The organism is Okeania sp. KiyG1 (genome assembly GCF_014132355.1).
Taxonomy (GTDB): domain Bacteria; phylum Cyanobacteriota; class Cyanobacteriia; order Cyanobacteriales; family Microcoleaceae; genus Okeania.
In genome coordinates this window covers 187,656-201,975 of the sequence record NZ_BLZO01000085.1, presented here as the reverse complement: position 1 = coordinate 201,975, position 14,320 = coordinate 187,656, and the positions used below count along the sequence as shown (strand labels likewise).

At 34.5% G+C, this 14,320-nt stretch carries 12 protein-coding genes; 7 read left to right on the top strand and 5 right to left on the bottom strand.

What is annotated here, in order from left to right; all coding sequences use genetic code 11:
- Positions 1–387 precede the first annotated feature (387 nt).
- The 3 genes from SAGCYANO_RS19035 to SAGCYANO_RS19020 form a co-directional block, all read right to left on the bottom strand.
- The gene (locus SAGCYANO_RS19035) at positions 388–2,136 is read right to left on the bottom strand and encodes a diguanylate cyclase (protein ID WP_237396343.1); all 1,749 of its coding nucleotides are present in this window, start codon (positions 2,134–2,136) and stop codon (positions 388–390) included.
- Positions 2,137–3,023: 887 nt separating this feature from the next.
- Positions 3,024–3,182: a hypothetical protein gene (locus tag SAGCYANO_RS19025; RefSeq protein ID WP_202221497.1), complete on the bottom strand. Its 159-nt coding sequence runs from the start codon at positions 3,180–3,182 to the stop codon at positions 3,024–3,026.
- 884 nt (positions 3,183–4,066) lie between these two features.
- Entirely contained in the window at positions 4,067–4,783 is a 717-nt protein-coding gene (locus SAGCYANO_RS19020) for a Crp/Fnr family transcriptional regulator (RefSeq protein ID WP_202221505.1), read from the bottom strand.
- A gap of 89 nt (positions 4,784–4,872) precedes the next feature.
- On the opposite strand from SAGCYANO_RS19020, the gene SAGCYANO_RS19015 reads away from it, so the two are divergent.
- The 7 genes from SAGCYANO_RS19015 to rnc all read left to right on the top strand — a co-directional run bounded on the left by SAGCYANO_RS19015 (position 4,873) and on the right by rnc (position 9,605).
- Positions 4,873–5,907 (top strand): DALR anticodon-binding domain-containing protein, encoded by a 1,035-nt coding sequence (locus SAGCYANO_RS19015; protein ID WP_202221496.1) that lies wholly within the window; start codon positions 4,873–4,875, stop codon positions 5,905–5,907.
- Positions 5,908–5,953: 46 nt separating this feature from the next.
- Entirely contained in the window at positions 5,954–6,385 is a 432-nt protein-coding gene (locus SAGCYANO_RS19010) for a thiol-disulfide oxidoreductase DCC family protein (protein ID WP_202221495.1), read from the top strand.
- Between the two features lie 452 nt (positions 6,386–6,837).
- A complete protein-coding gene (locus tag SAGCYANO_RS19005; protein WP_202221494.1) occupies positions 6,838–7,074 on the top strand; it encodes an HNH endonuclease in 237 nt (78 codons plus the stop codon).
- Positions 7,075–7,266: 192 nt separating this feature from the next.
- A complete protein-coding gene (locus SAGCYANO_RS19000) occupies positions 7,267–7,908 on the top strand; it encodes a Swt1 family HEPN domain-containing protein (protein WP_202221493.1) in 642 nt (213 codons plus the stop codon).
- A 17-nt stretch (positions 7,909–7,925) separates the two neighbouring features.
- Positions 7,926–8,090 carry a ribonuclease III domain-containing protein gene (locus tag SAGCYANO_RS18995; RefSeq protein ID WP_202221492.1) on the top strand — a complete coding sequence of 55 codons (165 nt, stop codon included), beginning with the start codon at positions 7,926–7,928 and terminating at the stop codon, positions 8,088–8,090.
- Positions 8,091–8,180: 90 nt separating this feature from the next.
- Positions 8,181–8,492, top strand: a complete 312-nt coding sequence (locus SAGCYANO_RS18990) for a putative dsRNA-binding protein (protein WP_202221491.1) — start codon at positions 8,181–8,183, stop codon at positions 8,490–8,492.
- Positions 8,493–8,906: 414 nt separating this feature from the next.
- Complete coding sequence (rnc, locus tag SAGCYANO_RS18985) at positions 8,907–9,605, top strand: ribonuclease III (RefSeq protein ID WP_202221490.1); 699 nt, start codon at positions 8,907–8,909, stop codon at positions 9,603–9,605.
- Between the two features lie 807 nt (positions 9,606–10,412).
- Here rnc and SAGCYANO_RS18980 read toward each other — a convergent pair.
- Together SAGCYANO_RS18980 and SAGCYANO_RS18975 are read right to left on the bottom strand one after the other, a co-directional pair.
- The gene (locus tag SAGCYANO_RS18980; RefSeq protein ID WP_202221489.1) at positions 10,413–12,356 is read right to left on the bottom strand and encodes an SBBP repeat-containing protein; all 1,944 of its coding nucleotides are present in this window, start codon (positions 12,354–12,356) and stop codon (positions 10,413–10,415) included.
- Between the two features lie 889 nt (positions 12,357–13,245).
- A complete protein-coding gene (locus tag SAGCYANO_RS18975; RefSeq protein WP_202221488.1) occupies positions 13,246–14,241 on the bottom strand; it encodes a sulfurtransferase in 996 nt (331 codons plus the stop codon).
- Positions 14,242–14,320 lie beyond the last annotated feature (79 nt).

The following is a 14,320-nucleotide window of genomic DNA, read 5'->3' as shown; positions in this document are numbered from 1 at the left end:
AGTGTGGGAAGTGTGGGGAGATCGAGACACCTAGTCTGGCAAGTTTACGAACAAAAATTGATTGGTTTCGGTGGCGAGAGGGAGAATATATTAATTTGCCAATAGACAAACAGGGTATTATTAAAAGCGAAATTTTTCCTGGTTTATGGTGATCGCTTTCTAATTTAATTTCAGGTAATTTACTAGAAGTACAGTCGGAGTTACAAAAAGGTTTAAAAACATCCGAACATCAGGAATTCTTAGCACAGTTATAGCGCTATGGGCAAGTTATAAGTAAAAAGTCAAAAGTCAAAAGTCAAAAGTAATCTCTGATATCAAGTCTGATTAATTAGCCATAATAAAAATGTTTTCTCTGATAAATTATCCCTATTCCCTATTCCCTATTCCCTATTCCCTAAAAATGAATTTCTTGCTTTTGCTCCTAAAATTTATTATACATGAATCATCAATATAAACTTGATTTCTACCAGCATTTTTAGCATCATATAGAGCCATATCTGCTGCTTCTAGTAATATTTTAGGATTAGACTCAGTACAACAGTGACCATTTGCCACCCCTAAACTACTTGTCACCCACTTACTCACTGGCGAAGCTGTATGGGGAATTCTTAAAGCTTCAATTTGTCTTCTAATATCTTCTGCAACCTTCAGCGCTCCTTCTATAGGAGTATTTGGCAGTACAACCACAAACTCTTCACCTCCATATCTAGCAACAAAATCTCCTGCTCGTTTCACTGCTGCACTAATAGTTTGAGCCACCTGTTGCAAACATTTGTCTCCCTGCTGATGACCGTAAGTATCGTTGTACGGTTTAAAATAATCTATATCCACCATAATTATTGACATAGGAGCATTATCCCGTCTTAGTCTTTTCCATTCTTGGTCTAGTTTTTCTTCAAAGTGGCGACGGTTACAAATTCCTGTCAAACCATCAATATAAGCTATTTTCTCTAATTCTTGATTTAGTTTTTCTAAACGATGATAAAGTTGAGCTTGTTGAATAGCGATCGCTATCTGAGTTGCCAAGCGCTTCAATAGATCGGTGTCTGAGATTCGCCATTGTCGTTTATAAGTACATTGATGAGCTACTATTAATCCCCATGCAGTAATTTCCGAACCTTGTTTTTCCCCTTCTTGCTTAATTAAAATTGGCAATACCATACTTGCTTTAACTTGAAACTGTTTGAGTAGATCGACATGGCATTTGTTTACATTTGGATCTTCAACATCTTCTACTATACTAATATAACCTTGTTTATAGCGTTCTATAATATCTGTATTTGGGAAACATGGATCGTCAATAATTTCACCTAAAATTGGATTACTACCTGCTGCTACAGATTCTTTTTCTACGATACCTTTTCCATTTTCCAAAAAACGATAAATTAAGACGCGGTCGCACTCCAAAAAAAACCTTACTGAATCTACTGTAGTCTCTAATATTTCATCCAAATTTAAAGATTGATGAATTCGGTCTAGAATGAGTCCTAATAAACGCTCTTTTTCTCTAAGTTCCTCCACAGCTAACTCTGCTTTTTTACGATCTGTAATATCCAGCACTGTGCCAAATACGCCTATAGGTTCTGAGTTATTATCTACAACTAAAGTAGCCTGAATATAAATATACCTTAATGTACCATCTGGTCGAATGATTTCATATTCACATTCACAACTTTCTGCCTTTTCTAAGATGAAAATCACATTTTGATCCCATAATTGTTGGCTTTCGAGAGTAAACATTTCCAGCCATTCTGAATAAGTTGGTTCTGTTGTGCTATGGTTGAGACCAAAAATGCGAAATACTTCATCTGACCAAGTGATTTTTTGCGTCTTTAAGTCGTATTCCCAGTTTCCTAAATGAGCAATTTTTTGTGCTTCTTGTAGCTTCGCTTTGCTTTCTTTTAAAGCGTTTAAACTTTGACTCTTCTCATGAGTGTAGCGAATTATTCGATTTAATGTATATTCGTTAATTTCTGATTTATTCAAGTAATCTGCTACTCCTTTATTCATTAAATCCATCTCTAATTCTTGATTTTCTGTCTCTGTGAGTAATACAATTGGGGTTTTGCAACCTAGATTAATTGCTGTTTTCACTGTTTCTAATCCTTTTGTTTCTCCCAAATGATAGTCAAACAAACAAATATCATGTTGATTTTTTTCATTACTGTTAATCCTGTTTCATAAGTATTTTCCCAGTCTAGTAATATTTTTGGTGATTCTACCTGTGACAGCAAGTCATAAATCATAACAAAATCGTCTTGATTATCTTCTATTAAAAGGACTTTAATTAAATTTTTATTCATCGAAAAAATTAGTTTTTACAATTTTTTTAACAATATGAGCATTTAAAAGTTAATAAAAAATTATATTTTATCTTGACTAGAAAACTGGAAAAAGTCGCAGCTTGAGTTTCAGTTATATCATCAAGACCAAGTAATATCATGTCCAGTTGAATACTTACACTTTGGAGGAAGGAAGGCAGAAGGGAAGAAAAGATTTGAAGGGAAAAAGTCTTTTTCTCGTTAATTATCCGGACATGATATCAAATCAGATCGGGTTCGGTATAAAAAATTTTTCATCTTCAGTAAATGTACAAATCTTTCGCGCATTCTCTTCCCTCCTGACTCGGTCCTTCCCCTCCCCTCCTGGGAGGGGTTAGGGTGGGTTGGAAGGGGTAGGGGCGAGGGGTGGGTTGACTCCTAAATTAACTATCTAATTATACCGATGCTACCGGATTTGATATGATATAAGCTTGTTGTTGTGGTAGCAAATATGATTTGCTTGAAGTCTTTAATAATCATTGTTTGACTTTTAACTGCCGACTGTACATTTTAGATTATCTACTTTTTTCTAGTTATTATGGTGACTTATGAATGAAGGTACTGGTGATTTTTTGATCCTTATAAAGTGAGTCATTGAACTTTAATAGGGTGAGTGAGTCAACTCACTTCGAGTGAAGTAGATAAGTAAACTGTTGTGATAAGCATCATATTCTTCTCTATCTTGAATATATTTTTTATTTTTTATTTTTTATTTCTCGGCATTGCATAATTGCGAGATGATTTTGTCACCAGAGCAGAAACCATAATACCCGTGTCCGGTGTGTCTCCCTGTCCCCGTGGAGTGCCGAAATCATCCCAGTATTCAGCAACGCCTATTTCTCTAGATGGGGTGATGGGCACTTTCTCTGTGTCAAGTCAAATATTCGGTTCTTTTTGAAAAGAGGGAGTAGGGAGTAGGGAATAGAGAAATATTCGTGCCCTATTTGCGTAGTACTATAGGAGGGAAAAGGCAACAGCAGTAGGCTCTGTGGGGTGAGACAAACGTACTTTCCATAGCATTAATTATTCTATTTGTGTGAATAAAAAATAAATTATTTGGCAAGGAGGATAGGTAGGGAGACTGAGGAGGAGTTTTGATGATGCTTAATCAAAAGGACTTAATATTTCTAATTTAGGTTTGTGGAAGTACCCAAAGTCAAATTCCATCTGCTTGAACGCGATAAATATATTGATTGGAGGTAATAATCATAATGCGATAATTTGCTTAACTTTAGTATGGTCAACTCTTGATACATAATATTCAACTACTTATGTTACCGAAATATTGTGGTTTAAAGCCTCCCATTTTAAGGGGATAATAAATAAAAATTTTCCTGTTCGTCAATCCTCTTCTTTTCAAGGAGAGGTAATTATAAATTCTTAATTATAAATTCTTAATTCTTGAATGTTGCAGTTCTTAATATTTATTTATTATTTATATGCCCCCACTGTAAATACATAAAATTAGCTACAGGCGTTCATAAAAATACTTAATCGCCAGTAGATAATAAAGAAAAGAAAAATTCCAAGCTCTAACAGAAATTAGCATCAGAATAATAGAGTAGTAAGCAATAACAATCAAATTGTTTGATCTGATAATGAATGCTAACTAAATTAAGATTATTAATAGATAGCATTATCTATATTTAGCATAATATTATAATATGCAAAATAGCAATTTATGCTTAGGTATTAATACTATAGTTTGATCGTCACCCAGAACTAACTATCCAAAAATTATTTAACTATTGTGACTGTTCAGACTGTGTTGGTAAACAAATCAGATTATCATTCTGGATAAATATTAAGCCTTGCTGACGTAATTTACCCATTAGACGAGTCACAGTTACGCGGGTTGAACCAATAGCACTACCAATTTGAGCATGGGTCAAAGGCCAAGGTAAAAAATAACCAGTGGTTACTTCTGGTTTGTCTTGGGCGCTCCATGGTTCCCCATATTCTTCAATTAATAGCGTCAGAAATCCGAATAATCTGTCAATAGTGCGACGTTGGCCTAGGGTACTTAGCCACAGAAGTTTCCTTTGATGTTGGTATCTAAAGGCATCTAGGACTTCTCTGCGGAAGTGAGGCCAATTATCTAAGTCATGCCAATACATCCAAAGCACAGTTGTTTGCTCTGCATGAGCATAAGCTTGAAGAGTAAATGGTGACTGAGCTATAAGTTCAAATGGTTGACCTGCACCAACAAATCCCAGGAAAGCTTCGTCTGAAATATTACCTGTTTTTGACTGGCTAGACTTATTGTAACTGGCACTAATGTGGGCATTACCTACTAAACGAATTGACCCTTTTTGTACTAGATACAGTAAACCTGGACGGGCAGGAATACGTTCATCTTTGCTAAAAGCTCTGCTACGGTAGTGTTCTTCTGCCCAATCTATGATTAGTTGCCAAGTAAGAAATGGCCTACTGCTAGGTGCAGAAGTGCTGGTAGGTTGCATATTCAGTGACATTTCTGGTAGGTCTGGATGTGATGATAGTTGCATTGGTACTTTTTTGTAGTAATAATTGGCCTGTGGTTTAAATCATTTTGGTAAAAGGAATAGAAGCAGATTTTTATCTTTCTGCTTATACCAGTTTTATCCTTAGTTTCAGTGTAGCAAAAAATACATCTAATTCTGAATATTCCAGAGAAATTTTATTTTTTGAGGTGGTAATAATATTGACAAAATTATCATTTAGGTGTATATATATACAAATTTTACAAAAAGCTATAAATTTATACCAGGAGCAATTGAAATTATTTTACGGGTATGAAAATACATTAGAAGTTTGGGAAAAGAAGGAAGTAATTCCCATGAATCAAACTATAAATAATAGAGCAATTGTATATAAGTCAGCGATCGCTTTGAAATTAGCTTCGGTTTACCAACAACCAGCGATATATATTGCGACTGATTTGGTTAAATATTGTAGGGAAATAGTCAATACTGATACTAAGAAAGATACAGAAAATTTTGAGTTTGAGGTGATTTCATCTGGCATGATTTATTTTAATTTAACTGATTTGAGTATCGCTAATTGGTTACATTATCTAACTTCTTTTCCCCTGAATTTTGAGCAACAAGAATTACGGGTTGGTGTTGACTATAAATCTTTAGAAACTACAAATTTGTTTCCCATTCAGTATAGTCATGCTCGTTGTTGTTCGTTATTGCGGATGGGTATACGCGATCGCCTAATTAATCTTACTCCCACGGATGGAGATACCAGCGGTCAATTTTGGCAGTGGCAAAGTTCTAAACCTATATCCTGGCAACAACCGAATGGGCAATTACAGTTTTTACATGATGCTGAATACCAATTAATTGCTCAAATTGCTTCTACTCTGGATCGTATCTATTGTGTTTCTAGTAGCAAAAAACCTATAAATTGGCAAAAAGTAGCTGATGCTATTAGTGTAGCTTTTCAAAATTTTTACAGTCATTGTCGTATTTGGGGTGAAGTGAAGGTGAAAAAACCGGAGTTAGCACAAGCTAGGTTAGGTCTAGTTTTGGCAACTCAGTCTATACTTAGATTTTTATTAGAAGAAAGGTTAGGTGTGGAAGCACCTGTAGAGCTTTAATTTTGGTGTTACAATTTTGGTTGTATTTAAAATCAAACTAAGACGTATGAGTTATATTGTAATTTATGACGGCAACTGCAATTTATGTGTAACGTTGGTGCAGGTATTGGAAAGTATAGATAAAGGTGAGCTATTTGAATATATTCCTATGCAAGATTTAGAAAAGCTCAATCAATTTGGTATTACTGCTCAAGATTGCGAAATGGGTATGATTTTGATTGATGGTAATGCACCGGAATGTCGATGGCAAGGTAGTGATGCAGCAGAAGAAATAGGGCGACTTTTGCCTGTGGGGGATGTTTTTGTGGCAGCATATCGGGGTTTACCAGGGGCAAAATGGATGGGCGATCGCTTTTATGAACAGATTCGAGATAATCGTTATACAATATTTGGTAAGCGTTCTACTACTTATAATTCACCTTATCCATTTGGTTGTAAAGCTTCTTTAGACTTGCAGAAATCAGGGAATAGGGAATAGGGAATAGGGAATAGGGAGATGAAGGCTAGTCCAAAAAATAAATCTGAGAACCATTGACAAAAATTTTATTTCTTTGTTATACTACTCCTCAAGATAGCATAGAATATTAGTATCTATAGTCTGTTGTTGGCTGCTGTCTCATCGGTGGTAGATATATATACTCACTATATATATTTACCATTGATGAGACATTAGCTGAAGCTAGTACCACTTATATAGTGCTTATTTAGTTTGAGTAATGCTCATTTTATGAAATCCCCTGTAAAAAAGTATCTCAATATTATTAGTGAGTCAAAAGTGACATTAGTTGTCACTATTAACTCCTATTTTTTGGAAAGCTTCTATCAAGATAAGGGAGTTTTTTTGAGTAACTCACTATTTCACTATTAGTGATAGATATCTGATGTTCCAATGCTGTTGTTTGCAAACAACTTAAAGGAAATATCAGTAAAATGAATCCTAAACAGAAAAGAAAAAAGAAACAGCAACTAATAGAAGATTTTGGCTGTTATTGTTGGTGGTGTGGCAAATGTTTAATGCCAGAAAAGTTAACAATTGAACATTTACTTCCTCGTAGTAAAGGTGGATCTAATTCCAAGGAAAATCTACGACTTAGTTGTTTCAAGTGCAACAATAGTCGTGGTAATAGTCTTTATCCTCCTGGTTGGGAACAAGGAAAATGTTTTTAGGTAAAGTCTAAATATAAAAACCCAGTTTCTTTTCTATCTTAAAAGGGAAATTAACTGGGTTTTTGATAAAATTTATCTATTTATTATGTTTATACTTCAACTTTAATTAAGTACTATTAACCAAAGATTAGTCGAGACAATTAAAAAAATTACTTGATATAATTTTATAAAAAATGTAGGAGTAGACTTGACATGACTATCCATAATAAGCACGAGATAATTGGTAAAGCTTTGAATATTTTGAGTAAGAATTTATATCCATATATAGAAGATGTAATTAAGGAATTTCATCAAGAAAATTGGTTTCAAGTAATACAAGAGACATTAAAGGGTGAAATTAGACAACTCAAAAAGAAGAAAAGTATCGAAAAGGCTTTAATTGAAGATGTATCTCTACAACTTAAATTAATCAAGAAGCAGTGGGATAAAGTATTTAAAATAAAACTGGATAAAGCATTTTTATTAATAGTAGAAGAACTCATAGAAGTCAGAAATGACTGGGCACATGGCTCTCCATTCTCTGTAGATGACACCTATCGATATCTTGACAATATTACTCGGATTCTTAAAATTATCAATGCAGAGGAAGTGGAGGAAGTAGAGAAAGAAAAGCAAGAAGTATTACGACTTTTATCTCAACAACAATTTCGTGGTGAAACTCCTCATAGTTATTCTGTTTCTGAAGAAGAAGAAAGACAAATTAGAGAACAATTAAGCGAATTACTAGAAAAAAATTTCTTTCCAAGATGCTTCTCTTTTACAACTTGCTTTAATCCACCGGACTTATCTTTTTTGAAAATCCTACAGAAGTCAGCGTCGATAATAATCGTTTAGAATTTCTTGGTGATGCTTTGCTCAACTTTCTTAGTGGAGAATATTTATATCGTAAATACCCAAAAATGAAAGAAGGTGACATGACTCAAAAACGTTCCAGTTTAGTGGATAATCAACAATTAGCAAAATTTGCCATAGATTTAAACCTCGGACAATTTATTCTGCTAAGTAAGGGGGAATAATCACAGGGAGGGCGTGAAAATAATTCATTATTAAGTGATGCTTTTGAAGCAATTATTGGTGCTTATTATATTGATTCTGGTATTGAAGCAGTGCGCAATTTTTTAGAACCAATTTTTGCTGAAGCTCTGGAAAAATCTGTTGATTTAGAGCCGGAAAATGAATCTCTTAATATTGAAAATCCTAAAGGTTTATTTCAAGAATTGGTACTAAAAAATGGTACAGATGTGCCAAGATATAAAACTGAAAAATGTGGCGGTTCTGAACATGAACCAAGTTTTATATCTCGGGTATTTGTAGCTAATAGACTGTATGGCGAAGGTCAAGGAGGAAGTAAAAAAGAGGCTGAAAAATGTGCGGCAGAAAACGCACTATCTAAGTTGAGACAAAGAAGATTAATATAGATAAAGCAGTTTTCGAGTCTTGGAGGTACAAAATTTTATTCTTTTAGAGAATAGGGAATACTGGATCTGAGAATAGGTAATAAGAATTATAGATTAATTTTCAACTGTAGCTAACTATCCTAAAATTTGCTTGCTGTAAATACAGCATATTCGGCAATTAATCTGGTACAACTGATGGGGTAAATATTTGTTGCCCTATCCGTTCTTCCCTACTCCCTAAAATCATCAACATAAGTATTTCTAGAGAGTAGTAAACTGCTATTAAGTAGGAGGGTTTAATTATCCATAAAATCGTGATGGAAATTCAAAACTTAGAAAATTTCTGGAAAACTTCTTGCTGGCTTAATTTTCAGATTCTTCGTTTCAACATTTATTTATGCCCACCTAGCTTATCAAGAAATTAAAATTTATAATATGACAAATAAACTACCTGAATTTAAAAATCCTGAACTTCTAAAACAAGCTCTCACTCACCGCTCTTTTTTAAACGAAAATTCTGGAGAAGAAGATAACGAAAGTCTCGAATTTCTGGGCGATGCCGTGTTAGGTTTCCTAGTAGGAGAACTACTCTATAGACGTTATAAAGAAGAATATGATTTAAAGCCTAAAGAACTTACTCGTCTCCGTTCACTTTTAGTAGATGAAAAACAATTGGCAAAATTTGCAACTCAACTAGAAATAGGTGAATTAATGCGCCTTGGTAGAGGAGCAGAAAAAGATGGAGGTCGTCAAAACCCGGCCTTACTGAGTGATACTTTTGAAGCAATAATTGGAGCCTTTTTTTTAGACTCAACTTTGACGAAAGTTCGCCCATTTGTGAAAAAACTTTTTCAACCCGTTGCAGATGAAATTATTTTTCCAGATTCAGAAAGTGATGCACAAACAGATGATTTAGTAGATACTAAAGGTAAATTTCAACAGTGGGCATTGGCAAAATTTGGAGAAAATCCTCAATATGAATCTAATAATGGAGAAGGTCCAGATCATGCCAAAATATTCACTGCTGAAGTTAGAGTTAAGGGAAAGTTATATGGTGTTGGAAAAGGTCATCGTAAACAAGAAGCTGAAAAACGGGCGGCAGAAAAAGCTCTGAGAAAAGTAGGATTAATTTGAAGAAAAAATTAGGGTAAAAAAACAAAATTGGTGGTGGTGTATTGTAATAGACATCTGGCGAAAAAAATAGACTTTTTACAGAAGTAGGCAACAGGGAACAGGCAACAGGGAACAGGGAAGAAAATTTCTGAAAAAAAACACACAAAATGATCTATATGTGTAATTTCCACTCCTATGTCTAATGGTGGTCTATTAAATATCTGGTGAAAAAAATAGATTTTTTGTAGAAGTAGGAAAAAGGGAAGAAAATTTCTGAAAAAGACACAAAAATGATCTATGTGTGTAATTTCCACTCCTATGTCTAATGGTGGTCTATTAAATATCTGGTGAAAAAAATAGATTTTTTGTAGAAGTAGGAAAAAGGGAAGAAAATTTCTGAAAAAAGACACAAAAAATGATCTATGTGTGTAATTTCCACTCCTATGTCTATTGTAATTATTTTCTCAAGGGGAATGGCAGTGGGAGTATCTTGCTCCCTTGCACTTACGTTATTCTTCCCCATCTACCATTACTATGCACGACTATCAAAAAGTTGGCGTTGGTGAAGAGCGTGTATGATATTAATCTTAACTACTTAGGAGTCAGGAGTCAGGAGTCAGGAGTCAGGAGGAAATAAAGAAGAAGAAAGAGAAAGTTTTTTGGTCGCGTAAAGGTCACGGAGTTCTATCGAGTTCTTATCCGGACAGAATATCATACCTCTTTTAACCAACGCCAAAAAATTTACCCCTATCTGTAATTAGACATCTCCAGAAAACAGGGAACAGAGAGAAATAATTGATTTGATTTTTAATTTTCACGCCTATCAAATTAAGCAACCCCTTGACGCCCTTCAGTTTGACCAAACCGAATATAATGTTCTAACCCATTGATAAACAAACCATTTGCCACTGCATCAGCAACTTCTGGGTAAGTAGTCAGATAAAAATCTTCATCAAAAGCAAACTGAGGCGATCGCCCTTCTAAAAATCCAAATTCTAACCAATGTTCAAACCCGTTACTAAATACACCATTTGCCACAGCATCTGCTACAGCGGAATTTTCTAGCAAGTAAAGATTTTCGTTGAAACTGTTAGGAATATTGGGAGAGGGAATATTTGGAGGTTGACTATTAGAGCTTAGTTTGGCAACAAAAATATCGCTCGCTGTACTACTAGCACCTGGAATAAATTCAGGAAAAGCAGTGGAGTTGCTGGAACCGACAATATAAGCGTTGCCAATTTCGTCTACTGCAATGTCATTGCCAAATATACCCAAATTATTGTTGCTCTCAAAGGAAATTGAATATTCTACAGTTCCACCATCATTAGATATTTTTCTGACAAAAGCATCGGCAAAATTATCGTTACCAATAATATAAGTATTGCCGACTGCATCAATATCAATACCCTCAATAGACTCGAAATTTGCTCCACCTAAATAAGTCGCATATCCAACAGAGCGATCGCTATTGACTTTAATCAAAATTCCATCACTTTCACCCCCACCAAAATTATCTTGCAAAGCATTAACAGTGGGAAATTCTCCAACTGGGGGTACTACTGCATCACCTCCAATAATTTGACTACCGGAAGCTCCTCCTACATAAATATTGCCCAATTCATCTACAGCAATGCTATTACCAGTATCTCCATCTACCGCACCATAGTAAGTGGAAAAAATTAGGTTGCTACCGTCACTATTAAGTTGGGTAATGAATATATCTCGGTCTCCACCTAAAGAATTTTGTACTGCACTTTCAGTGGGAAAGTCCACGGAGCGAGTATCACCAGTTATATAAGCATTGCCACTACTATCTATAGTAATATCGTTACTTACTTCCGTATCATTTCCACCCAATAAAGTTGAGTAAATTAACTGACTACCATCAGTAGATATTTTACTGACAAAAGCATCACGATTAAATTCATTAATTAAAGTATTTTGTAGTGCATTCTCTGTAGTAGGAAAGTCGCCAATACCAGTAAGAGGGACGATGGGAAAACGGAGTAAAGCACCCGTATCTCCTGTTATATAAACATTGCCATTATCATCTAAAGCAATACCGCTACTAAAATCGTTATCTTGCCCACCTAAATAAGTAGAATACTCAATATTACTACCATCATCAGATAGTTTAACCACAAAAGCATCCCCTGAAAATTCACCGCCACCATAAGTATTTTGCAAAGCATTTACTGTCGGAAAATCAACAGAATTAGTATTACCTGTGACATAGATATCTCCACTTTCATCTACTTCAATATCTGTACCAAAATCATCACCACTCCCGCCTAGATATGTAGCATAAATCAGAGTTCCATCAGGAGAATATTTAGCCACAAAAGCATCGCCAGAACCAAATTCATTACCTCCAGCAAAACTATTTTGTACAGAATTTGCAGTTACTGGAAAATCTATAGAGTTAGTACTACCTGTAATGTAAATATTGCCTTCTTCGTCAGTAGTTATGCCTCGTCCATCTTCAAAACTACTACCTCCTAAAAGGTCAGAAAATTCTATATTTGGGTTATTATTTGAGGGAATTTGGGAATCGAAATTTAACCCTTGATTACTAATCAAAACTATATCATTAGTTTCTGGAAAATTTTCCACTGGAGTAATTACATCTGGAGAAACTTCTGATGGTGGTGGTGGAAAATCTATGTTTGCTGATATTATCTCTGGAGAAACTTCTAATGGTGGTGGCGGTAGAAAATCTGGATCTGTTAATGTTGTCTGCGACTGTTCAGTTATCAAGTTTAATTCATCCATAATTAGCACCAAATTAAATTCAAAATTTACTGGGAAATTATTTTTGTTATTATACAGCAATATGATTTTAGTTGTGAGATATTGGAGACTTTTGTTCTAGGGAATAGGGAATAGGGAATAGGGAATAAATGAATATATAAGAATAAGAAAACTGCTATATTCTATGCTTTAAAGGAACACTTCAATTCTCACATCTGATTCCTGATTGCTGTACCGCAATAATTGCTTAATACATGGTTATTTAGTCAGTATTATTGCCTATTTTTTTATCTAAATATTAGATATAACAATTCTCAAAAAGCGTGAGGTACAAAATTCCTTTGTTTTAGGGAGTAGGGAGTAGGGAATAGAAAAGAAGAAAAACAACTGTACCCCAGTAACTTGAGAAACCCTATACTATTCAATTTCATCTCTAAGCACTTAAGCACTAATCATTAATTTTTTTCTTTTGAACCTATCCCACTATTTTTAACAAGTTTATTTGTTTAAGTAAAATGTGTTTGAAAAGCTGAATTTTTCGTTTTTAGCTCTCAAAATATTTAGGGTTTTTAGCAAAAATTTTATTACAGCGGTTTTCATTTCAGTAGACCACAGTAGGGACGTTGCATGCAACATCCCTACAGGGTTTTGGTTATGGCGATGTGGTTCATCAAGAGCGAAAAGCGCTGTAGTAGGATAGGTTTTTTTTCTTTTGGATTTAATAGCAATTCTCAAAAGTAATGCTATACTTAGGTGGCACTTCAGTTATTAAATAATTAATACAGACAAAGTCCCTTTTTGTTAATTAGCAGCTCAGTTAATGTTAATTATTCTTATGTTTATTTCTCCCCTACTCCCCTACTCCTCTACTCCCTCACTCCCCTACTCCCTACTCCCTACTCCCTACTCCCTACTCCCTATCCAAAGGATAAATATCTGCACTACTCGCCGACCATTCCCACATAGAACCAGAATAATTTTTTACCTTAAATCCCAAATCTGTCAATACAGAAGTAGACCAAGCAGAACGTACACCACCCGTACAATAAGTCACAATAATTTTATCTTTTGTAATTCCCTTTTCTGTCAACATTTCTAAAATTTTCTCCCGCGATAATAACATCCCATTATTATCTAACCAATACTTAAAATAGATATGAATTGCTCCAGGAATATGACCGCCACGTTGTTCTCCATAGGGTGTTTTTCCAGCATATTCTTGTGGCTGTCTAGTGTCAATAATTACTAAGTTATCTTTTTCTAAACTTGTTTTTAATTCATTCTGACTCATAAGCCAATTTTTATTCCGATTAACAACAAAATCTCCTCTAAGTGGAGAATTATTTTTCGTAAACTTAACTGTAGGAAAACCCGCTTTAACTAAAGCAGCAAAACCTCCATCGACTAAAAAGGATTTTTGATGACCTAAAGTGCGTAACATCCAAACTATTCTGCCATCTTCTCCCCAACCATTTATGGTATTGCCAAATACTATTACTGGTTTGTTATAAAAAATGCCTATAGATTGTAATTTGTCTGTCAAAATTTTGTCATCTGTAAGTAATTTTCCTTTAAATGGAGATTGAGACTGAGAAAATTCTTTCCAACTTATACAAGTTGCATTTAACAAACTTTGAGCATTCAATATTTTACAAGAACGAGCATCTAAAATTGTTGCTCCTTGTGCAACTAATTCCTGAGCTTGAGCAGAGCTAATTATCCATTGATTATTTAAGATTTTTTGAGAAGATTGATTAAGAACAAATTGAGAATTAATAGATTGATTCTTAACAATTTTGGCAGTTTTAATATAATTAGCGATCGCTAGTGTAGAAATTAATCCAAATATCATCAATCCTGCCACTGCAATAATTTTAAGTGTACTTAAATTAAGGCGATTAAACATACAAAAATTTCCTCGTCGAGCGGGTACATTTTGGCAGTAGAAACCAGGGAAAAAATAGTAGGGAATAAGGAGTAGATAT

Coding starts and splice junctions, on each gene's coding strand:
- SAGCYANO_RS19020 (WP_202221505.1), bottom strand. CDS start 4,783: ATGCAACCTACCAGCACTTCTGCACCTAGCAGTAGGCCATTTCTTACT.
- SAGCYANO_RS19010 (WP_202221495.1), top strand. CDS start 5,954: ATGAGTTATATTGTAATTTATGACGGCAACTGCAATTTATGTGTAACG.
- SAGCYANO_RS19005 (WP_202221494.1), top strand. CDS start 6,838: ATGAATCCTAAACAGAAAAGAAAAAAGAAACAGCAACTAATAGAAGAT.
- SAGCYANO_RS19000 (WP_202221493.1), top strand. CDS start 7,267: ATGACTATCCATAATAAGCACGAGATAATTGGTAAAGCTTTGAATATT.
- rnc (WP_202221490.1), top strand. CDS start 8,907: ATGACAAATAAACTACCTGAATTTAAAAATCCTGAACTTCTAAAACAA.
- SAGCYANO_RS18980 (WP_202221489.1), bottom strand. CDS start 12,356: ATGGATGAATTAAACTTGATAACTGAACAGTCGCAGACAACATTAACA.
- SAGCYANO_RS18975 (WP_202221488.1), bottom strand. CDS start 14,241: ATGTTTAATCGCCTTAATTTAAGTACACTTAAAATTATTGCAGTGGCA.